Source organism: Streptomyces sp. Y1, from assembly GCF_041053115.1.
Classification (GTDB): domain Bacteria; phylum Actinomycetota; class Actinomycetes; order Streptomycetales; family Streptomycetaceae; genus Kitasatospora; species Kitasatospora rubellomurina.
On the sequence record NZ_CP163445.1, the window covers coordinates 4,772,198 to 4,791,307 of the forward strand.

Below are 19,110 nucleotides of genomic sequence, written 5' to 3' on the forward strand. Positions count from 1 at the left end.
GTGGTGAGCCGGTGGGGCCGGGAAGGGGTCGGACGGCTGGTCAGCGGGGCGCGGGCGTCTGGGCGAGCACGGCCTGGATGACGGAGTCGGCGGTGACGCCCTCCATCTCGGCCTCGGCGCGCAGCGCGACCCGGTGCCGCAGGGTGGGCAGGGCGAGCGCCTTGACGTCGTCCGGGGTGACGTAGTCGCGGCCGGCGAGCCAGGCCCAGGCGCGGGCGGCGGCGAGCAGGGCGGTGGCGCCGCGCGGGGAGACGCCGATGGACAGCGACGAGGACTGCCGGGTGGCCCGGCAGAGGTCGACGATGTAGGCGAGGACCTCGGGGGAGACGGTCAGCTCGGCGACCTGTGCGCGGGCGGCGGCGAGGTGCTCGGGCCCGGCGACCGGGCGCACGCCGGCGGCGGCGAGGTCGCGGGGGTCGAAGCCGGAGGCGTGCCGGGCGAGGACCTGGAACTCCTGGTCGCGGTCGGGCAGCGGCAGGACCAGCTTGAGCAGGAAGCGGTCCAGCTGGGCCTCGGGCAGCGGGTAGGTGCCCTCGTACTCGACCGGGTTCTGGGTGGCGGCGACCATGAAGGGGACGGGCAGCGGGCGCGGTTCGCCGTCGACGGTGACCTGGCGCTCCTCCATGGCCTCCAGCAGGGCGGCCTGGGTCTTCGGCGGGGTGCGGTTGATCTCGTCGGCGAGCAGCAGGTTGGTGAAGACCGGGCCGGGCTGGAAGGAGAACTCGGCGGTGCGGGCGTCGTAGACGAGCGAGCCGGTGACGTCGCCGGGCATCAGGTCGGGGGTGAACTGGACGCGCTTGGTCTCCAGGCTGAGCGCGGTGGAGAGGGTGCGGATCAGCAGCGTCTTCGCCACGCCGGGGACGCCTTCGAGCAGCACGTGGCCGCCGCAGAGCAGCGCCACGACGAGGCCGGTGACGGCGGCGTCCTGGCCGACCACGGCCTTGCCGATCTCGGCGCGCAGCGCGGTGAGCGCGGCACGCGGGTCGATGGCGGCGGGGGCGGTGGCGGCAGCGGCGGGGGTGCCGGTGGTGCCGGTGGTGTCGGAGTCCGTGCCGGGGACGGAGCGGAGCTGGGCGGTTGCCTGGTCGGTCACGGGTTCCGTACCTGCCTTTCGAGGGCGTCGAGGTCGTCGGCGAGCCGGAGCAGTGCGGCGTCGTCGGTCGGGGGCGGGCCGTACAGCAGGGCCCGTACGTCCCCGGCGGACTGCTCGGGGTGGCGGTCGGCCAGGGCCGCGCAGAGGGCGTCGGGGTCGGGTGCGCCGGCCCGGAGCGGGACGCCCAGGGCGGGGGCGAGGCGGTGGGCGGCGGCGCGGCGCAGCGCCTGGGCGGCGCGGCCGTGGGCCTTGGCGCGCCGGTAGAGCCGGGCGCGGCCTTCGGTGGTCTCGCTGGCGCGGACCACGACGGGCAGGTTCTCGCTGACCACCGGGCCGAGTCGGCGGCCGCGCCAGAGGGCGGCGAGCACGGCGGCGACGGCGAGTTGGCGCAGGGCCCAGTGCCAGCCGTCCGGGACGAAGTCGCCGAAGGTCTTGGGGTGGGCGGCCTTGGGCAGCGGGACGCTGTAGTCGGGCAGGTGCCAGGTGAGGGCGGGCTGCGAGCCGAGCAGGCCGAGGGCGAGCGAGGCGTTGCCGGCGACGGTGAGTTCGCCGTTCTGCAGGAAGACGCCGCTGCCGAGCACGACGACGTCGCGGGTGCCGTCGTCGAGCGGGGTGCGGACGAGTGCGTAGCCGTGGCCGCGCGGGTAGCAGCCCTCGCCGCGGCTGCCGCTGGTGTACAGCATGCCGCCGGTCTCGGCGTCGCCGGCCCGGACGGCCTCGGGCAGGGAGCAGCCGGCGTTCGCGGGGCGGACGGGGGCGTAGGGGAGGCCGCCGTCCTCCTCGGAGCTGCGGATGCCGGGGGCGAGCGCGCTGAGGGCGGTGGGGCCGGGGGCGATGAGCACCAGCCGGGTGTGCCGGGCCGCGGCGATCGCGCGCAGCTGGTCGGGGGTGAGCAGGTCCGGTTCGGGCAGCACGAGGGTGTCGGGGCCGGCCGGGTGGGCGGTGGGGTCGGTGGTGAGCCGGGTGGCCAGGCCCTGCTGTTCGAGCAGCGCGTACGCGGCGTGGGCGCCGTCGCGGTCGTACGAGCGCGGGTCGATCGTCGGGTACTCGCGGTCGCGGCCGAGGGCGACGACGGTGACGGCGCCGATCAGCAGGACGGCGAGGAACGCCAGGTACCAGCGGGCCCGGCGGAGCAGTCCGCGCCCGGTGGGGGCGAGGCTGGTCGGGGCGGTGCGGGTCGGCTGTTCGGCCGCGGGCGGGGCGGGGGCGGGAACGGTGCTGGTCATGCCGCCCCTCCTGCGGTCGCGGTGGTGGCCGGGGTGGCGGCGTGGACCGGTCGGGTGCGTTCCAGCGTCCGGTCGAGGTCGTGCAGCAGCTGGTAGGCGGCCTGGTCGGCGGTGCGCTCGCCGAAGGCGATGTCGTCGAAGGTGCGGGCGGCGGCGGCCAGCGCGGCGGCGTGCTCGGGCAGGGCGCGGCCGGCTTCGGCGGCGGCCTCGTCGGCGGTGCGGCCGGGGCGGGTGTCGAGCAGGGTGCGCTCCTCCAGGGCCCTGACCAGGGCGCGCATCTGCTCGCGGACGGCCTCCTCCCAGCGTCCGGCGGCGGCGTGTGCGGCGGCGTCGGCGCGGTACCGGTCGGCGCTGCGCGGGCCCTCGACGCCGTACACGTCGAGGACGGTGTGGGCGGCGCGCTTGGGCGCGCCGAGGCGCCACCAGAGCGCGGCGGCGATCAGCAGGGCGACGACGATGAAGAACAGCAGGCCGGTGGTGCCGCTGGTGCCGTCACCGGAGATGCCGTTGAGCGAGCTGGTGATGTGGTCGTTGATCCAGTCCATGGCCCGTTCCAGGACGGACGGATCGTGCTTGTGGTACCCGGCCTTGAGCAGTTCGTCGCGGGCGGCCTCGCGCGCCGGGTCCCGCGGAACGGTGACCGGTGCGCCGTCGGCCGGCAGCGGCATGTCCCCCCAGTTCGGCATCCGGTTCAGCGCCCCGCGGGGGCGGGCCGGTCGGCCGGGGCGGCGTCCTGCTCGGGCAGGGCGGCGGCGCGGGCGAGTTCGATGTCCAGGGCCTCGCGGCGGATGCGCTGGTCGATGTAGACCAGGACGCCGACGACGGCCAGGAACGGGATGGTGAGGGTGGAGGCGAGCAGCCCGGCGACCGCGTCGGTGATCAGCATCGCGGTGGACTCGTTGAGGGTGCCGTCGAACGAGGCCTGGCGGTTCAGGTCGGCGAAGCCGAGGAGGAAGCCGAGGATGCGGAACGGCATGGCGATGACCATGGTGGCGACCAGCGCGAACAGCCGGGCGACCATGGAGATGCCGAGGACGCGCCACCAGGCGCCGCCCACCAGGCGGCGGGAGCGCGAGAGCGCGGTCAGCACGCCCTGCTTCTCCAGCATCAGGGCGGGGGCGGCCAGGCTGAACCGGATCCACAGCCAGAAGCCGACCGGGAGGGTCATCAGGCCGACCAGGAACAGCAGGGCGGCGGTGCCGAAGGAGACGCTGCCGCCGCGGTCGTAGAGGTACCAGGGGGTGAACCCGAGCAGCATCACCCCGGCGGACAGCAGGGCGGTGAGCGTGGTCAGCCCGAGCAGCTGCAGCAGCCGGGGGCGGGCCTCGCGCCAGGCCTCGCCGGCGGTCACCGGGCGGCCGAGGACGGCGCGGCTGACGACCACGGTGAGCAGCGCCGCGGCGAGCGCGCCGAGCAGCAGGGTCAGCGGCAGGGTGGCGAAGGTGGTCGTGAACTGGGTGTTGTCGCCGGTCTTGCCCTTGGCCAGGGCCAGTTCGACGGCGACCACGCCGGCCTGCTGGAGGACGGCGAAGCCGAGCGAGAGGGTCAGGACGGTCCGCCAGTAGCGGCGGACGGTGGTGACGGCGCCGTCGAGCAGTTCGCCGATGCCGAGCGGGCGCAGCGGGATGACGCCGGGCCGGGGGCCGCGCGGGGCGCTCCAGGCGGACGGGCCGCGGCCGCCGGGCCGGGCCGGGCCGTACTGGCTGCCCCGGACGGGTGCCTGCGGGGTGGTCTGCGGTGGTGCCGACGGGCCGGGCACGGCGGCGGGCGCGTCGGCCGGGGGCCGGGCGCCGTCGCGGGACGGCTCGGACGAGCCGGGCGAGGCCCAGCCCGGAGTGTCGGTCATCACTGCTCCTCGGAGGGGCGTCACGGGCGCGGCTCCGGGCGATCTTTCGCCCGCGCGCAGCGCCCATCGTGCCATGGGGCCAGGACCGGCCCCAGGGGGATCCGGCCGCGGATCGGAAACGGGGGTCCGCGGGGCGCCGCGGGCGGGTCCGGGGGCCGTCCGTAGGTGCTCCGACCAGGGCTGTTCGCCCGTTTTGGCCGGAATTCGCCGGTGTCGGAGTTGGCCGTTGTGGAGCATTGGCACTGCTGTGCGGCAGGTCACAATCCGGTAATGAGAAGATGGACCCATGAAGGGACGCGTCCTCGTCGTTGATGACGACTCCGCACTGGCCGAGATGCTCGGCATTGTGCTGCGTGGTGAGGGTTTCGAGCCGTTTTTCGTCGCGGATGGGGACAGGGCGCTAGCCGCGTTCCGGGAGACCAAGCCCGACCTGGTCCTGCTCGACCTGATGCTGCCCGGCCGGGACGGCATCGACGTCTGCCGGCAGATCAGGGCGGAGTCGGGGATCCCGATCGTCATGCTGACCGCGAAGACCGACACGGTCGACGTCGTGGTGGGCCTGGAGTCGGGTGCCGACGACTACGTCACCAAGCCGTTCAAGCCCAAGGAGCTGGTGGCCCGGGTGCGTGCGCGGCTGCGCCGTGCCGAGGAGCCGACGCCCGAGCAGCTGACCATCGGCGACCTGGTGATCGACGTGGCCGGCCACTCGGTGAAGCGGGACGGCCGGGGCATCCCGCTGACTCCGCTGGAGTTCGACCTGCTGGTCGCGCTGGCCCGCAAGCCCTGGCAGGTGTTCACCCGCGAGGTGCTGCTGGAGCAGGTCTGGGGCTACCGGCACGCGGCGGACACCCGGCTGGTCAACGTCCACGTCCAGCGCCTGCGTTCGAAGATCGAGAAGGACCCGGAGCGTCCGGAGATCGTGGTGACGGTCCGCGGCGTGGGTTACAAGGCCGGGCCCAGCTGACGTGACGGACCAGGCTGGCGACACCCCGTCGGGTTCCGCGACCGACGGGGCCGGTGCCGTGCGCGGGGACGTGCTCAGTTCGACCACCTCGACCGCCCGCCGCCGGCGCGGCCCGCGCGGGGTGTTCGGGCTGTTCACCCGTCAGCTGCGCCGACCGGTGGGCCGGGCGGCGGTGCTGTACCGCCGGTCGATCCAGGTGCGCGTGGTCGCGGTGTCCCTGCTGCTGTCGATCGCGGTCGTCCTGGTGCTCGGCGTGGTCGTGGTGGCGCAGGTGCGCACCGGTCTGCTGGACACCAAGATGGGCGCCGCGCGCGAGCAGGCCAGGATCGGGTTCCAGGCCGAGCTGAAGAAGATCGACGAGGCCAAGGACCAGCGGCTGCGGGGCACCGCCGACTCGACCAGCGAGGACACCGGCACCTGGCTGCTGCGCCGGGTCAACGACCTGGCGGCGAGCGGGCAGACGGTGTACTCGGTGATCGCGATGGCGCCGGGCACCGGGGCCGTCGTCCCCGACACCGGCTTCGCGCCGCGCTACACCGGCGACATCCTGCCCACCAGCGTCCCGGACAGCCTGCGCGACAAGGTGCACGTCGAGCCCGGCCAGATGTTCGACCAGCCGACCCGGATCCACCGGGCGGACGGCCGCTCCGAGCCCGGGCTGGCCCTGGGCATGCAGTTCGTCGGCCCGTCCGGCACCAGCTACCAGCTGTTCTACGTGTTCTCCTTCGGCCAGGAGACCGACACCCTCAACCTGATCACCGGCACCCTGGCGACCGCCGGCGTGTTCGTGGTGATCCTCATGGGCGCCATCGCCTGGGTCGTGGTGCGCCAGGTGGTCACCCCGGTCCGGATGGCCGCCGGCATCTCCGAGCGCCTCGCGGACGGGCACCTGGAGGAGCGGATGAAGGTGACCGGGACGGACGACATCGCCCGCCTCGGCGAGTCCTTCAACCGGATGGCCAACGCCCTGCAGGCGCAGATCCGCCAGCTGGAGGAGCTGTCCCGGGTGCAGCGCCGGTTCGTCTCGGACGTGTCGCACGAGCTGCGCACCCCGCTGACCACCGTCCGGATGGCCGCCGACCTGATCTACGACAGCCGCGAGGACCTGGACCCGATGGCGGCCCGCTCGGCGGAGCTGCTGCAGGGCCAGCTGGACCGCTTCGAATCGCTGCTCGCCGACCTGCTGGAGATCAGCCGCTTCGACGCCGGCGCGGCGATCCTGGACGCCGAGCCCGTCGACCTGCGCGAGATCGTCACCCGGGTCGTCGAGGCCGCCGAACCGCTCGCCGAGGCCAAGGGCAGCGCCGTGGTGATCCGCGGCGACGGCGAGCCGGTGCTGGCCGAGGTGGACTCCCGCCGGATCGAGCGCATCCTGCGCAACCTGGTGGTCAACGCGCTGGAGCACGGCGAGGGCCGCGACGTGGTGGTCCGGCTGGGCTCGGCGGACGGCGCCGTCGCGGTCGGCGTGCGCGACTACGGCATCGGACTCAAGCCGGGCGAGGCCTCCCGGGTCTTCCACCGCTTCTGGCGGGCCGACCCGTCCCGGGTGCGGACCACCGGCGGCACCGGCCTCGGCCTGTCCATCGCGGTCGAGGACGCCCACCTGCACGGTGGCTGGCTGCAGGCCTGGGGCGAGCCCGGCGGCGGCTCGCACTTCCGGCTCACCCTGCCGCGCACCCGCGGCGGGGAGATCAGCCGGGCGCCGTTCCGGCTGGAGCCGGAGGACTCCCGCAACAACCGCGGCCTCGGCACCTACGGGATGCCGTACCGGCGGGCGATCGCCCCGGCGGGCGCGACGGCGCTGAGCGCCGCCGAGGAGCCGGCCGAGACGCCGGAGGGCGTCGGCAGCGGGCTCGGCAGCGGGCTGGGCGGGGTGCTCAACATCGACCTGGGCCGGCAGCGGCTGCCCGAGGGCCCGCGCTCGGACCCCTCGGACGTGCGGACGGCGGGGGCCGGGTACGGTGCCACCGGCGCCCAGGTCATGGTGGACCCGACGCCCGGGCGGCCGTCGGTGGCAGCGCGGACGGCGGAGCCGGGCGTGACGGGCGGGACGGACCTGGAGGGGTCGCAGCGTGCGAAGGACGAGCGGGACTGAGTCGCGGGTCGCGGCGGTGGCCGGCGCGGCGCTGCTCGCCCTGGTGGCGAGCGGCTGCGCCGCCATGCCGGACTCCGGCGGCATCTCCAGGGTGGAGCTGTCCCAGGGCGCGGCCGACAAGAACCTGCAGGCCCGGGTGTACCCGCTGGGCCCCGCCAAGGGCGCCGGGCCGCGCGAGCTGCTGACCGGCTTCCTCGACGCCGTCACCGCCGACGAGGGCTTCGACGTCGCCCGGCAGTACCTCACCGAGAACGCCGCAGCGCACTGGAACCCGGAGGCCGGGATCCAGGTGCTCTCCGACAACATGGTCAAGCGGACCGTCCAGGCCGCCACCACCGAGGCGGACACCACGGCGCAGTTCACCGTGAGCGGGTCGATGGTCGCCTCCGTCGACACCAAGCACTCGTACCTGCTCGCGGACGGCCCGAGCGCCTCCGACTTCACGTTCGTCCGGGAGAAGGGCGGCGAGTGGCGGATCGACAAGCTGCCGCCCGGCGTGATCATGAACGAGACGAACTTCCGCAACACCTACCGCCAGGTCGACCGGTACTTCTACACCGCCCCCGACCCGTCCGCGTTCATCGCCGGCAGCTCCCCCCAGGAGGTGCTGATCGCCGACCCGATCTACCTGCGCCGCCGGATGGACCCGCTGATGGCGGCCGCCAAGGCGGTGGTCGCCGGGCCCTCGGACTGGCTGAACCCCGTCGCCCGGACGGCCTTCCCGCCCGGGGCCGGCGTCGACCGGGTGACGGTGGACGACAACCGCGCCGCCCACGTGCAGCTCCTCGGCGTGGACGTGAGCGACCCGGCCACCTGCCGACGGATGGCGAACCAGCTCTTCTACACCCTCGCCGACCAGGTCAAGGGCCAGGTCGAGCGGCTCGAACTGAAGGGCCAGCGCGGCACCTGCACGGCCAGCCGCACCGACGCGCCGAACACCGGCCCCGGCGCCCTGGCCGGGCCCCCGCCCGCGATCCAGTACTACCAGCGCGCCGACAACGGCGTGCTGATGACCGCCGACGACCAGCACGGCGGCCAGGCCGTGAACGGCGCCCTCGGCAAGCCGCAGCCGAACGGCACCGCGCCGCTCGGCACCATCGCCGTCGCCCGGGACGGCTCCCGGGCCGCCGCGATCAGCGGCGACGGCCACCAGCTGTTCTCGGTGCCGCTCTCCGCCAACTCCGTGTCGATGCCCGAGCCGGTGCTCACCTCACCGGTCAAGGCCGCCGACCGGAGCGACGGACTGGCCTCGCCCAGCTGGGACGGCCGCGGCGACCTCTGGGTGGCGGACCGCAACCCGCAGGGCCCCCGGGTGGTGATGGTCCGCGGCAACAAGACCTACCCGGTGCCGGTCGAGGGGCTGGACGGGCAGACCGTGCAGGCGCTCAAGATCTCCTCGGACGGCGCGCGGATCGCCCTCGTGGTCAAGAACCAGGGCTCGGGCACCCGGTCGCTGCTGTTCGGCCTGGTGGTGCACGGCGGGACGCCGCAGGAGCCGACCGCGAAGATCGTCGGACTGCGCCGGGTGGCGCCGCTGCTCACCGACGTCGCCTCGGTCGCCTGGGCGGAGGCCGACCAACTGCTGGTGCTCGGCAAGGAGGGCGACCGGATCCAGCAGCTGTACTACATCAGCACGGACGGCTCGCAGAGCAGCGACAGCCCGCTGCAGAGCGGCCCGGGCTGGCTGACCATCTCGGCCTCCGAGTCCCGCAGCAACGTGCTGGCCGCGGCGCCGCCGGTGCTCGCGGTGGCCGAGGGCAAGGTGTACCGGCTGATCAACGCCCAGTGGCGGGAGCTGCAGATGCAGGACAAGGCCGGCGCCTACTTCTACGCCGGCTGACCCCCGCTCCGGCCCGCCGGGTCGGTGCCGTCCGTGCGGCCCGTCCGGCCCGTCCGGTGGTCGGTGGCCGCGACGGTGGCGGCGGCCCGGGCCGGCAGGCCGGAGGCGGCCAGCGCCCGGGCGGCCTCGGCGAGGCTGGCCCCGGTGGTCACCAGGTCGTCCACCAGCACCGGCTGACGCCCCACCAGCGCGCGGTTCGCGCGCGGCAGCACGGTGAGCGCGCCGTGCAGGTTGCGCCGCCGCTCGGCCGCGCCCAGCCCGGCCTGGTCGGCGACCGGGCGGGTGTGCCGCAGCAGCGGTGCCGTCCGGGCGTCCAGGCCGGCCCGGCGCAGCGAACGGGCGGCGGCGCCGGCCAGCCGCAGCGTCGGGTCGTGGCCCCGGGCCCGCACGGCCGCCCGGGCCGAGGGCATCGGGACCAGCAGCAGGGGCGCCCGTTCGGCGCGCGGGCCCAGCGCCGAGCGCACCGCCCGGCCGAGCGCCTCGCCGAGCGGGCCGGCCAGCCGCAGCGCGCCCCGCTCCTTGTGCGCCAGCAGCAGCTGCCGGACCGGGTCGGTGTACGGCGCGGCGGCGTGCGCCCAGGGCAGCAGGGTGGGACCGGGCCGGGCGGCGGCCAGCGCGTGCCGGCAGTCGGGGCAGAGCGGGGTGCGGAAGGCGCCGCAGCCCGCGCAGTCGGCGGGGAGCAGGACGTCCAGCAGCCCGGCCAGGGCGTGGCCGAGCGGTCCCCGGTCGGACGGGGGAGGGGCGGGGGTGGAGGGCACGGCTGCTCCTGGCGGCGGCACGGAGAGTGAGCAAAGGATGCGCCGTACGGGGGGTGTTGTCCAGGTATTCACCCATGCTTCACTCGCAAGAGGGTAGACAGGGTGCGACAGCTTGACCGGCCGTCCGCGGTGTCGGGTCGTGCCCGCGTCACCCGTCGATGCCTCGGCTGGGGAGGCGAAAACCCCGTGTGAGGTGTTCGATAAGGCTCCAGGGGGTTTCAACCGGCCCTGGTGGGGAGGAAGTGAGGTGAGGGCCAGTCGTTTCCACCGTCCGCGGTGGAACGGGGGGCCGGCAGTGGATGGGCTGGTCCAGCTGGGTCTCAGCCCGATCCGGTAGCACCCGGATCGGCGTCAGCACGAGGGATCGGAGTTCTGCGTGGACATCGTCGTCAAGGGCCGCAAGACCGAGGTGCCCAAGAGGTTCCGCGAGCACGTGGCCGAGAAGCTGGAGAAGGTCCAGAAGTTCGACGGCAAGGTGATCAGCCTCGACGTCGAGGTGTCCAAGGAGCACAACCCGCGGCAGGCCGACCGGTCCGACCGGGTGGAGATCACTCTCCGTACCCGTGGCCCGGTGATCCGGGCCGAAGCCGCCGCCGCCGACCCGTACGCGGCGCTCGACCTGGCCTCCGCGAAGCTCGACGCGCAGCTGCGCAAGTCCGCCGACCGGCGCCGGGTCCACAAGGGCGGCGCGAACGGCCGCACCCCCATCAGCGTCGCCGAGGCGACCGCGGCCCTGGCCGCGCTGCCGGAGACGACGACGGAGAGCGCGACCAACGGGGCCGTCCGCAAGACCATGATGGGATCGCTGGAAGTGGAGGGCGAGGGCCCGCTGGTGGTCCGCGAGAAGACCCACTCGGCCGCTCCGATGGCGCTGGACCAGGCGCTGTACGAGATGGAGCTGGTCGGCCACGACTTCTACCTGTTCGTGGAGAAGGACAGCGGCCTGCCGAGCGTCGTCTACCGCCGGCGCGGTTACGACTACGGCGTCATCCACGTCCAGCCCGACATGGCGGCCGGAGTGGCCAGCGGTGCGGGTGGTGCGATCGGTCGGTCCGACGACGAGGACTGACCGTCCGAGCAGTCTCGATGAAGGGGTGACCCCGGTGGCCGCGGCCGCCGGGGTCACCGGCGTTCCGGGCCGCGGAGCCCGGCGGCCGGGGCCGGTTCGCGCGGGGACCGGACCGGGCGGGTTCGAACGGTTCCCGGGCGCCCCCCGGCCGGGGGGTCACCCGATGCGGGGGAATCGGCGCCGGAGGGTGACCGGGGCCACGGGCGGGCGTGGAATGATTGGCGCACGACGACCCGCGAAGGGGGAGGAGCGGATGGGGGATCACTTCGGGCTGGGGCCCGCAGGGGGGCCGGTCGCCGGGCTGCCGCCGAGGCCGGAGGAGGAGCCCGCGTACGCGCCGCACCGGGGTGAGCCGATCCGCGTGCTGGTCGTGGACGACCACGCGCTGTTCCGCCGGGGGCTGGAGATCGTCCTCGCGGAGGAGCCGGACATCAAGGTAGTCGGCGAGGCGGGGGACGGTGCCGAGGCCGTGCTGAAGGCGGCCGACCTGCTGCCCGACATCATCCTGATGGACGTCCGGATGCCGCGCCGCAGCGGGATCGAGGCCTGCACGGCGATCAAGGACGTGGCGCCCAGCACCAAGATCATCATGCTGACGATAAGCGACGAGGAGGCCGACCTCTACGAGGCGATCAAGGCGGGCGCCACCGGCTACCTGCTCAAGGAGATCTCCACCGACGAGGTCGCCACCGCGATCCGCGCGGTCGCGGACGGGCAGTCGCAGATCAGCCCCTCGATGGCGTCCAAGCTGCTCACCGAGTTCAAGTCGATGATCCAGCGCCGCTCCGACGACCGGGACCTGGTGCCCGCGCCCCGGCTCACCGACCGGGAGCTGGAGGTGCTGAAGCTGGTGGCGACCGGGATGAACAACCGGGAGATCGCCAAGGAGCTGTTCATCAGCGAGAACACCGTGAAGAACCACGTGCGCAACATCCTGGAGAAGCTCCAGCTGCACTCCCGGATGGAGGCCGTGGTGTACGCGATGCGGGAGAAGATCCTCGAAATAGGGTGAGCCGGGCTGCTCCCGGCTACGCCGTGAGCAGCTTCTCCAGGGTCGGGCGCAGCCGTTCGTCGTGCAGCGCCTCCACCCGCACCGCCTCGCAGCCGACCCAGGCGGCCGCCTCGCGCAGGGCCGCGGCCAGCGCCTCGACGTGCCGGGCGCCGGTTCCCCGGGGCCCCGGGGCGTCGGTCAGCGAGATCTGACGGGCGACCAGGGTGCGCCCCTCCCGGGCCGGGTCGACCCGGCCGACCAGCCGGCCGCCGGCCAGCAGGGGCATCGCGAAGTAGCCGTGCACCCGCTTGTGCTTGGGCGTGTAGGCCTCCAGCCGGTGCGTCATGCCGAAGATCCGTTCGGTGCGGGCGCGGTCCCAGACCAGCGAGTCGAACGGCGAGAGCAGTGTGGTGCGGTGGCGCCCGCGCGGGGCCGAGGCCAGTGCCGCCGGGTCGGCCCAGGCCGGGGCCGGGGCGCCGTCCGGGCCCCAGCCGGCCACCTCGACCGGGACGAGTCCGCAGTCGGCCAGCACCGGGTCCAACTCCTCGGCGCGCAGCCGGTGGTAGTCCAGCAGGTCGGCCCGGGTGGCGACGCCGAGCGCGGCGCCGGCCTGCGCGACCAGGGTGCGCACGCACGTTTCGTCCTCGGGCTCCTGCCCGAACAGGGCGGCCGGGACGGCCTGTTCGGCCAGGGCGTAGACGCGCTTCCAGCTGCGGCGCTCGGTGCACACCACGTCGCCGAAGGCCAGCGCGCGTTCGACCGCGATCTTGGTGTCGGACCAGTCCCACCACTGCGCGGTCTTCTTGGCGCCGCCCAATTCGGTCGAGGTGAGCGGCCCTTCGGCGCGCAGCTGGTCCAGCACGTGCCGGTAGGTCTCGGGCGCGACCTGGTGGCCCCAGAGGTGGCCGCGGTCGCGGTAGCGGCGGCGCCGGAAGGCGAACAGCGGCCACTCCTCGATCGGCAGTACGCACGCCGCGTGCGACCAGTACTCGAAGCTGGTGCCCGCGCCCCAGTACGCCGCCTCGACGGCCGGGCGGCCGACCGCGCCGAGGCGGGCGTAGGGGACGAGCTCGTGCGAGCGGGCCAGCACCGAGATGGTGTCCAGCTGCACGGCGCCCAGGTGTCGCAGCACTCCGCGCACCCCGGCCCGGCGGTCGGGCGCGCCGAGCAGGCCCTGGGCGCGAAGGGCGATCCGGCGGGCCTCGTCGGCGGACAGGACGGCGGTGGCGCGGTGGCCGGGGGCGCGATCGGCAGCGGCGGCGGTCATGCCGGCGAGCGTAGCCGGGGCCACTGACACCCGGGCCGGCCGGCGGCCGGGGCCGGAGCGGCCGCGGCCGTGGCGGTGACGGCGGGTGCCGCCGCGGCCGCGGTCAGTCCAGGTCGGACGCGAGCAGCGAGCCGAGCCAGGCGTCGTGGAAGACGCCGCGCTGCTCGGCGAAGGAGCGCAGCGTGCCCTCCATGCGGTAGCCGGACTTCTCCGCGACCGCGCGCGAGCCCCCGTTGCCGACGTAGGCCACCCACTCCAGCCGGCGCAGGCCGAGTTCGCGCAGGCCGTAGTGGGAGACCGCGCGGGCGGCCTCGGTGGTGTAGCCGCGGCCGCGGAACTCCTTCACGGCCCACCAGCCGATCTCGGCGCAGCCCGGGTCGTTGTCGCGCAGGACGAGCCCCTGGCTGCCGACCAGGGCGCCGGACTCGCGCTCGAACACGCACCAGATCCGGTTCGCGCCGGTGCGCCAGCCCTCGATGGCGAGGTCGCGCACGAAGAACTCCGCGTCCTCGCGCCGGTACGGGGAGGGGACGATCGTCCAGCGCTGGATCTCCGGGTCCTGGCAGGCGGCGAAGACGGCGTCGATGTCGGATTCCCGCGGGGCGCGCAGGACGAGGCGCTCGGTGGTGAGGGTGACGGGTTCGCTGTGCTGTTCTTCCATGTCGGGATTATTCCGTGGGAGGGCGAACGGGAGCATCCGGATATGGGGCCAACTCCTCGACCCGCTGACCGGTTTGTCACGTTCGACGGCGCTATCGATCCATGTGCCCGCGCGGGTGACACGGGAATAGCGTGCTGACGCACCTCCCGGGGCATTGGACTCCTCGCATACGATGGCCCGTGCGGTGGGGTGGACCCGCCGTGCAGTCGTCCAGTGCCAATACAGGCAAGGAGCCCGCCCAAGTGTCCGTCTTCGACAAGATCCTGCGCGCCGGCGAAGGCAAGATCCTTCGCAAGCTGCAGCGGATTGCTGCCCAGGTCAACTCCATCGAAGAGGACTTCGTCAACCTCACCGACGCCGAGCTGCGCGCGCTGACCGACGAATACAAGCAGCGGCTCGAGGACGGCGAGACGCTGGACGACATCCTCCCCGAGGCCTTCGCCACCGTCCGCGAGGCCGCCAAGCGCGTGCTCGGCCAGCGCCACTACGACGTTCAGCTCATGGGCGGCGCCGCCCTGCACCACGGCTACGTCGCCGAGATGCGCACCGGCGAGGGCAAGACCCTGGTCGGCACCCTGCCCGCGTACCTGAACGCGCTCACCGGCAAGGGCGTCCACCTGATCACCGTCAACGACTACCTCGCCGAGCGCGACTCGGAGTGGATGGGCCGGGTGCACCGCTTCCTCGGCCTCGAAGTCGGCGTGATCCTCGCCAACATGACGCCCGCCGAGCGCAAGCGCCAGTACGCGATGGACATCACGTACGGCACCAACAACGAGTTCGGCTTCGACTACCTGCGCGACAACATGGCCTGGTCGAAGGACGAACTCGTCCAGCGCGGCCACAACTTCGCGATCGTCGACGAGGTCGACTCGATCCTCATCGACGAGGCCCGCACCCCGCTGATCATCTCCGGCCCGGCCGACCAGGCGACCAAGTGGTACGCCGACTTCGCCAAGCTGGTGCTGCGCCTGAAGATCGACCGCGACTACGAGGTCGACGAGAAGAAGCGCACCGTCGGCATCCTGGAGGAGGGCGTCACCCGGGTCGAGGACTACCTCGGCATCGACAACCTCTACGAGTCGGTGAACACCCCGCTGGTCGGCTTCCTGAACAACGCCATCAAGGCGAAGGAGCTGTACAAGCGGGACAAGGACTACGTCGTGATGAACGGCGAGGTCATGATCGTCGACGAGCACACCGGCCGCATCCTGGCCGGCCGCCGCTACAACGAGGGCATGCACCAGGCGATCGAGGCGAAGGAGGGGGTGGAGGTCCAGAACGAGAACCAGACGCTGGCCACCATCACCCTGCAGAACTTCTTCCGTCTGTACGACAAGCTCTCCGGCATGACCGGTACCGGCACCACCGAGGCCGCCGAGTTCCACCAGATCTACAAGCTCGGCGTGGTGCCGATCCCGACCAACAAGACGCCGCTGCGCATCGACCAGCCCGACCTGATCTACAAGTCGGAGCCGGCCAAGTTCGCCGCCGTGGTCGAGGACATCGCCGAGAAGCACGAGAAGGGCCAGCCGGTGCTGGTCGGCACCGTGTCGGTCGAGAAGTCCGAGTACCTGTCGCAGGAGCTGCGCAAGCGCGGCATCCCGCACGAGGTGCTGAACGCCAAGCACCACGAGCGCGAGGCGCAGATCGTCGCGCAGGCCGGCCGCAAGGGCGCCGTCACCGTCGCCACCAACATGGCCGGCCGCGGCACCGACATCATGCTCGGCGGCAACCCGGACCACCTGGCCACCGCCGAGCTGGCGCAGCGCGGGCTGACCCAGGCGGAGAACCCGGAGGAGTTCGAGGCGGCCTTCCCCGAGGCGCTGGAGAAGGCCAAGGCCGCGGTCAAGGCCGAGCAGGAGGAGGTCCGCGAGGCCGGCGGCCTCTACGTCCTCGGCACCGAGCGGCACGAGTCCCGCCGGATCGACAACCAGCTGCGCGGCCGCTCCGGCCGTCAGGGCGATCCGGGCGAGTCCCGCTTCTACCTGTCGCTCGGCGACGACCTGATGCGCCTGTTCAAGGCCGGCATGGTCGAGCGCGTGCTCTCGATGGCGAACGTGCCCGAGGACGTGCCGATCGAGTCCAAGATGGTCACCCGCGCGATCGCCTCCGCGCAGACCCAGGTCGAGCAGCAGAACTTCGAGATCCGCAAGAACGTCCTGAAGTACGACGAGGTGCTGAACCGCCAGCGCGAGGTCATCTACGGCGAGCGCCGCCGCGTCCTGGAGGGCGAGGACCTGCAGGAGCAGGTCGGCCACTTCATGGACGACACCGTCGAGGCCTACGTCAAGGTGGCCACCGGCGAGGGCTTCGAGGACGACTGGGACCTCGACAAGCTCTGGACCGCGCTCAAGCTGCTCTACCCGATCACCCTGGACCTGGCCGAGCTGGAGGAGGAGGTCGGCGGCCCGTCCGGCCTGACCCCCGAGTTCCTGATCAAGGCCATCCAGGAGGACATCCAGGCGCAGTACGGCGCCCGCGAGGACCAGCTCGGCGAGGAGGTCATGCGCGAGGTCGAGCGCCGGGTCGTGCTGACCGTGCTGGACCGCCGCTGGCGCGAGCACCTGTACGAGATGGACTACCTCCAGGAGGGCATCGGCCTGCGGGCCATGGCGCAGCGCGACCCGCTGGTCGAGTACCAGCGCGAGGGCTTCGACATGTTCACCGCGATGATGGAGGGCATCAAGGAGGAGTCCGTCGCGTACCTGTTCAACCTGGAGTTCCAGGTCGAGCAGCAGACGGAGGAGGTCCCGGTCGAGGACGCCGAGGTGGTCCTCGACAAGCTGGAGAAGGACGCGGCGGCCGCCCGCCCGGAGATCAAGGCCAAGGGCCTGGAGGCCCCGAAGCCGAAGCGGCTGCACTACACGGCCCCCTCGGAGGAGGTCGGCGGCGGGGTGATCGAGGGCGACTTCGACGACCTGGCGCCGGAGGACGAGGGCGACGGGCTGACCCGCGCCGAGCGCCGCAAGGCCGCCAAGTCGGCCAAGGGCCGCCGCCGCAAGGCCTGAGCCCGCCCGGGCGGCCGAGGCCGGCCGGCCACCAGGACGCCACGCAGGACGCCACGCAGGGCGCCGTTCCCACCGGGGAGCGGCGCCCTGCGCCGTCCCGGGCCCGTCGTGCCGCGGGTGCTGCCGCGGTACGACGTTGATCGGGCTCATCGGGCCTCCACGGCGGTGCACTGCCACTGCCCGGCGGGGCCGCGCTGTTCCAGCCGGAAGGCCACCATGTGGTGCCGCCGGCCGAGGTCGACCCGCACGCAGGCCTCGACCGCGTCGGCCGAGGGCGAGCGGTCGTGCACCGGGCCGAGCCGGGGCCGGTCGGCGGGGCCGCCGCGGCGCAGCGCCCCGATCCGGACGAGCGAGGCGAGCTGCCCGTAGCCGTGCAGGCTGGTGTGCCGCATCAGCTGGCCGGACGGACGGGCGCCGGTGAGCACCTCGACCAGCTGGTGGGCGAAGCGGGCGGCCAGCGCCCGCGGATCGTGCCCGCCGTCGCGGCCCGGGACGGCGCCAGCGGCGGTGGCGGTGGCCGAGGCGGCGGTGGCGCAGGCGGTGCGGGGGTGGCGGGGCCGGCGCCCGGCCGGGTCGCAGTCGGCGGCGCGCGGACGGCGGTGCGGTGCGGCGGCGAGGCGGTTGAGGCGGGCGGTCACGGCGGCTCCCCGGTCGGGTGGTGCGGGTACGGACGGGATCAGGCTGGCGGGCCCGCGTGCGGGGCGGCAACGCGTTTTCGAGCCCTCGGGAACCCGGGGCAGGTTCACCTATCCGGGCGAATTGACACCTGCGGCGGCTGGCCCGGAGCCCGGCCCGCAGGCGCCCGGTTGACGCGCGCGCACGGGCCGTCCGACCCGGAAAGGGGACGCCCGGGCGTCCCGGACGGGCGTCCCGCGCGCCGGTCGCCCCCGCTGCGCCGGCGCTCGCCCGACAGGTGATCACGGGCGGCCCGGCGGAGCTTATTCTTGGGCCCTGTAGCTGTGCCGCTGGACGAAACCGGAGAGTGCCACCGATGCGCGTGTACGTGCCCACCACCCTGACCGGCCTGGCGGCGGCGCACGAGGGCGGCGCCCTGGAGCAGTCCGCGGCCTACGCCGTGACCCCCGCGCTGCGCGAGTGGTACGTCAGCGACGACCTGGAGGAGCTGGAGTACGCGGCGCTGAACCGGGCCGCGCAGTCCTCGCTGCGGCTGCTGGCCGCCGACCCGGGGGCCCCGCGCCGCCGGGTCGTGGTGGCGCTGGACGTGGCCGACTCGGCGGTGCGGCCGTTCCCCGGCGACGAGTACCAGGACCAGGCCTCGCTCGGCCGGGTGGTGCTGGCCGGCCCGGTGAAGCTGGCGAAGGCGGCCTCGGTGCACGCGGACGTCGCCGACGCCGAGGTGGTCGAGGACGTCGCGGCGGCGGTCGCGGCGGTGGCCGCGGCGGACGGCGGCGACCAGGACGCCCAGTTCGCCGTGGACGGCGCCGAGGACCACGACCTGCTCTGGTTCGCGACCCAGGAGATCCCCGCGCTGCTGGCGTGACTCCCGTCCTACCGGCGGGTCGGTGGCCGGCGTTACCGTTGGCCCCCGTGCGCACTCACATCGTTTGGGACTGGAACGGCACCCTCTTCCACGACATGGACGCCGTCCTCGGCGCCAGCAACGCCGCGTTCGCGACCATCGGCATCGACCCGATGACGCTGCAGGAGTACCGGGAGCAGTACGAGGTCCCGATCCCGCGGTTCTACCAGCGGCTGCTCGGCCGGGTGCCCTCCCAGGAGGAGTGGCTGCGGCTCGACGACGCCTTCCACGACCGCTACCTGGAGCTCAGCCCCGCCTGCGGGCTCACCGAGGGCGTGCGCGAGCTGCTGGCGGACTGGCAGGCGGCCGGGCACAGCCAGTCGCTGCTGTCGATGTACGAGCACGACAAGCTGGTGCCGCTGGTCGACGCCTTCGGGCTGGCCGACCGCTTCCTGCGGGTGGACGGCCGCAGCGGCCCGTCCGGCGGGAAGAAGGCGGAGCAGCTGACCCGGCACCTCGCCGAGCTCGGCGAGCGGGTCGACCCGGCCCGGACGGTGCTGATCGGCGACGCCGCGGACGACGCCCTGGCGGCGTTGCACGCGGGTGCCCGCGCGGTGCTGTACACCGGCGGCTCGCACACCCGGGAGAAGCTGGAGCCGGTCGGCGTCCCGGTGGTGGACACCCTGGCCGAGGCCGTCGAGCTGGCCGGGCGGCTCACGGGCTGAGCGAGCGGGCGAGCGGTCGCGCGGACGGCCGGCCCGGGACGGCCCGCGCGCCGGCCGGAGTGGCGGGCGCCACGTCCGCCGTCC

16 protein-coding genes are annotated in these 19,110 nt (G+C 73.9%); 8 read left to right on the forward strand and 8 right to left on the reverse strand.

Annotation, left to right across the window (positions count from 1 at the left end):
- Positions 1–40: 40 nt before the first annotated feature.
- From AB2U05_RS20635 to AB2U05_RS20650, 4 genes are all read right to left on the reverse strand, one after another.
- Entirely contained in the window at positions 41–988 is a 948-nt protein-coding gene (locus AB2U05_RS20635; RefSeq protein ID WP_045695869.1) for a MoxR family ATPase, read from the reverse strand.
- Between the two features lie 101 nt (positions 989–1,089).
- Positions 1,090–2,319 (reverse strand): DUF4350 domain-containing protein, encoded by a 1,230-nt coding sequence (locus AB2U05_RS20640; protein WP_045695722.1) that lies wholly within the window; start codon positions 2,317–2,319, stop codon positions 1,090–1,092.
- Positions 2,316–3,005, reverse strand: a complete 690-nt coding sequence (locus tag AB2U05_RS20645) for a DUF4129 domain-containing protein (protein ID WP_369183916.1) — start codon at positions 3,003–3,005, stop codon at positions 2,316–2,318. The genes AB2U05_RS20640 and AB2U05_RS20645 overlap by 4 nt, the downstream gene beginning before the upstream one ends.
- A 5-nt stretch (positions 3,006–3,010) precedes the next feature.
- On the reverse strand, positions 3,011–4,165 hold the full coding sequence (locus AB2U05_RS20650; RefSeq protein ID WP_369183917.1) for a hypothetical protein: 1,155 nt from the start codon (positions 4,163–4,165) through the stop codon (positions 3,011–3,013).
- Between the two features lie 286 nt (positions 4,166–4,451).
- Between AB2U05_RS20650 and mtrA the strand changes: the two genes are divergently transcribed.
- The 3 genes from mtrA to AB2U05_RS20665 all read left to right on the forward strand — a co-directional run bounded on the left by mtrA (position 4,452) and on the right by AB2U05_RS20665 (position 9,064).
- Positions 4,452–5,129: an MtrAB system response regulator MtrA gene (gene mtrA / locus AB2U05_RS20655; protein WP_030247322.1), complete on the forward strand. Its 678-nt coding sequence runs from the start codon at positions 4,452–4,454 to the stop codon at positions 5,127–5,129.
- A gap of 70 nt (positions 5,130–5,199) precedes the next feature.
- Entirely contained in the window at positions 5,200–7,224 is a 2,025-nt protein-coding gene (gene mtrB / locus AB2U05_RS20660; protein ID WP_208615446.1) for an MtrAB system histidine kinase MtrB, read from the forward strand.
- The gene (locus AB2U05_RS20665; RefSeq protein ID WP_369183918.1) at positions 7,202–9,064 is read left to right on the forward strand and encodes an LpqB family beta-propeller domain-containing protein; all 1,863 of its coding nucleotides are present in this window, start codon (positions 7,202–7,204) and stop codon (positions 9,062–9,064) included. The genes mtrB and AB2U05_RS20665 overlap by 23 nt, the downstream gene beginning before the upstream one ends.
- Here AB2U05_RS20665 and AB2U05_RS20670 read toward each other — a convergent pair.
- On the reverse strand, positions 9,052–9,747 hold the full coding sequence (locus AB2U05_RS20670) for a ComF family protein (RefSeq protein WP_369185973.1): 696 nt from the start codon (positions 9,745–9,747) through the stop codon (positions 9,052–9,054). The two genes, AB2U05_RS20665 and AB2U05_RS20670, sit on opposite strands and share 13 nt — an antisense overlap.
- A gap of 451 nt (positions 9,748–10,198) precedes the next feature.
- Between AB2U05_RS20670 and raiA the strand changes: the two genes are divergently transcribed.
- The gene (raiA, locus tag AB2U05_RS20675; protein WP_045695740.1) at positions 10,199–10,891 is read left to right on the forward strand and encodes a ribosome-associated translation inhibitor RaiA; all 693 of its coding nucleotides are present in this window, start codon (positions 10,199–10,201) and stop codon (positions 10,889–10,891) included.
- Positions 10,892–11,144: 253 nt separating this feature from the next.
- Positions 11,145–11,903, forward strand: coding sequence for a response regulator transcription factor (locus tag AB2U05_RS20680; RefSeq protein ID WP_244178747.1), 759 nt, complete (start codon positions 11,145–11,147; stop codon positions 11,901–11,903).
- Between the two features lie 16 nt (positions 11,904–11,919).
- On the opposite strand, the gene AB2U05_RS20685 is transcribed toward AB2U05_RS20680, so the two are convergent.
- Complete coding sequence (locus AB2U05_RS20685; RefSeq protein ID WP_045710165.1) at positions 11,920–13,149, reverse strand: winged helix-turn-helix domain-containing protein; 1,230 nt, start codon at positions 13,147–13,149, stop codon at positions 11,920–11,922.
- A gap of 103 nt (positions 13,150–13,252) precedes the next feature.
- Entirely contained in the window at positions 13,253–13,810 is a 558-nt protein-coding gene (locus tag AB2U05_RS20690) for a GNAT family N-acetyltransferase (protein WP_045695748.1), read from the reverse strand.
- 242 nt (positions 13,811–14,052) lie between these two features.
- Between AB2U05_RS20690 and secA the strand changes: the two genes are divergently transcribed.
- Entirely contained in the window at positions 14,053–16,821 is a 2,769-nt protein-coding gene (gene secA / locus AB2U05_RS20695; RefSeq protein WP_045695750.1) for a preprotein translocase subunit SecA, read from the forward strand.
- A 146-nt stretch (positions 16,822–16,967) separates the two neighbouring features.
- Here the strand turns inward: secA and AB2U05_RS20700 are convergent, their stop codons facing one another.
- Positions 16,968–17,459 carry an Rv3235 family protein gene (locus AB2U05_RS20700; protein WP_052706576.1) on the reverse strand — a complete coding sequence of 164 codons (492 nt, stop codon included), beginning with the start codon at positions 17,457–17,459 and terminating at the stop codon, positions 16,968–16,970.
- Between the two features lie 353 nt (positions 17,460–17,812).
- Here AB2U05_RS20700 and AB2U05_RS20705 point away from each other — a divergent pair, with 353 nt between their 5' ends.
- Together AB2U05_RS20705 and AB2U05_RS20710 are read left to right on the forward strand one after the other, a co-directional pair.
- Positions 17,813–18,322 carry a hypothetical protein gene (locus tag AB2U05_RS20705; RefSeq protein WP_045695751.1) on the forward strand — a complete coding sequence of 170 codons (510 nt, stop codon included), beginning with the start codon at positions 17,813–17,815 and terminating at the stop codon, positions 18,320–18,322.
- 47 nt (positions 18,323–18,369) lie between these two features.
- Positions 18,370–19,026, forward strand: a complete 657-nt coding sequence (locus tag AB2U05_RS20710; RefSeq protein ID WP_369183919.1) for an HAD family hydrolase — start codon at positions 18,370–18,372, stop codon at positions 19,024–19,026.
- Positions 19,027–19,110 lie beyond the last annotated feature (84 nt).

Bases quoted from the DNA above. Each gene is read 5' to 3' on its own strand.
- AB2U05_RS20640 (WP_045695722.1), bottom strand. From the start codon at position 2,319: ATGACCAGCACCGTTCCCGCCCCCGCCCCGCCCGCGGCCGAACAGCCG.
- AB2U05_RS20645 (WP_369183916.1), bottom strand. From the start codon at position 3,005: ATGCCGAACTGGGGGGACATGCCGCTGCCGGCCGACGGCGCACCGGTC.
- AB2U05_RS20650 (WP_369183917.1), bottom strand. From the start codon at position 4,165: ATGACCGACACTCCGGGCTGGGCCTCGCCCGGCTCGTCCGAGCCGTCC.
- mtrA (WP_030247322.1), top strand. From the start codon at position 4,452: ATGAAGGGACGCGTCCTCGTCGTTGATGACGACTCCGCACTGGCCGAG.
- AB2U05_RS20680 (WP_244178747.1), top strand. From the start codon at position 11,145: ATGGGGGATCACTTCGGGCTGGGGCCCGCAGGGGGGCCGGTCGCCGGG.
- AB2U05_RS20685 (WP_045710165.1), bottom strand. From the start codon at position 13,149: ATGACCGCCGCCGCTGCCGATCGCGCCCCCGGCCACCGCGCCACCGCC.
- AB2U05_RS20690 (WP_045695748.1), bottom strand. From the start codon at position 13,810: ATGGAAGAACAGCACAGCGAACCCGTCACCCTCACCACCGAGCGCCTC.
- AB2U05_RS20705 (WP_045695751.1), top strand. From the start codon at position 17,813: ATGCGCGTGTACGTGCCCACCACCCTGACCGGCCTGGCGGCGGCGCAC.